At 63.5% G+C, this 1,221-nt stretch carries 2 protein-coding genes; both read right to left on the bottom strand.

Annotation, left to right across the window (positions count from 1 at the left end; translation table 11 throughout):
- Nucleotides 1-282: 282 nt before the first annotated feature.
- Nucleotides 283-558, bottom strand: coding sequence for a hypothetical protein (locus tag CJZ78_RS12790; protein WP_094561698.1), 276 nt, complete (start codon nt 556-558; stop codon nt 283-285).
- Between the two features lie 91 nt (nt 559-649).
- On the bottom strand, nt 650-1,221 hold a 572-nt coding region (locus tag CJZ78_RS12785), incomplete at its 5' end, for a hypothetical protein (RefSeq protein ID WP_158217087.1).

The following is a 1,221-nucleotide window of genomic DNA, read 5'->3' as shown; positions in this document are numbered from 1 at the left end:
GAGTTCGAGATCAAGCTTGGCAAGAAGCAGATCCGATTGGTGCCGGTGGGCGGTAGCGACGAAGAGGAGTGAACTGAGGACAGAAGCAGCAGGCTGTGCGCGCTTGTTGCGCACGACTGCCTTGCTTCTGAGTTGCTTTCTGAGTGAGACCCAGGCTCCGGCAATGCAGGTGCCGGCATCAGCGCCAGCAGTCCCTTGCCCGGCCGCTCCAGAGAATCCCCCGCTCACCCCGGGGGTTTTCTGTTGTCACCCAGCAGGGGAGTGCTCCTGGAGGCTTGTTTCTCAGCGCGGCAGCGGACAGAGCAACGGCCCCGGAATGCGGCAGGTGCGCCAGTCGCCATTGCTGCTGCTGACCTCCACCCCGATCAAGCTGGCGGGATGGTCGGGCTCGCTGAGATCGCCGATCCAGGCGATGGCATCAGCGATGGCGTCATCAAGGGAGCTGTACTGACCGTCGAGCTGACAGTGGGGCTGGCAGCTGCCGTCGATGAGGCGGTAGCTGCGCTCGATGGGCTGGTAGGCCTTGCGATGTCGAGCTGTGGATCCAGTTACCTGCATATCTGTTCTTCTTGAAGCATCACCATGGCCAGCAGCAGGGTGACCTGGCTGTATCGAGCAGAACGTTTTGATGTGTCGTTACAGATGCTGTTCAGTCGCGGCTTAGGCGACTCGAAAAGAAGCGTGGGTTGCCGCTGAGCTGCTCTGGTTCTGAGGATTGGCCTGCATGAAGCACCCCATTCGCCTCCATCGCCTCCCGGCTGCGCTGCACCAGCTCCTGTCTGAGCGCTTCAGGGCTTTCGATGCGGATGCCGCCGCCAAAGGCAAACAGCCAGCTGCGCAGGTCGACATCAGCCGCCACGGTCCAGGGCGGCAGATCCAGCTCCACTGGATAGGGATGACTGGAGTCGGAAGAGCCAGGCTCCAGCACATGGGGCGCCTTGGGGTGGTGCCACCAGCTGTCGCCGGGGAGCGGCTCAGAGAAGCGGGTTTGCTCGATCGGGTAGCGCTGCAGGCCCTCACGGATGAAGGCAAAGGCCCAGGGGGCGCAGGAGAAGCGCAGGGTGATCAGCGCCTGGCTGCGGCGTGCGGCAGACGGGCTGGAGATGGCCAGCTGCTGGTCCAAATCGGCCCCGAAGTAGATGCCGCCGCTGTGGTGCAGCAAGCGCTCCAGCCTGTTCACCGCGGCAGCGTGTTCGTCGCTGCTACGGCGCAGGTCGCCAT

The sequence above is a fragment of the Synechococcus sp. 8F6 genome (assembly GCF_002252665.1).
In the GTDB taxonomy this organism is placed as follows: Bacteria; Cyanobacteriota; Cyanobacteriia; order PCC-6307; family Cyanobiaceae; genus Cyanobium_A.
The sequence above is the reverse complement of the archived record's forward strand: the minus strand, read 5'-3'. Positions and strand labels throughout refer to the sequence as shown.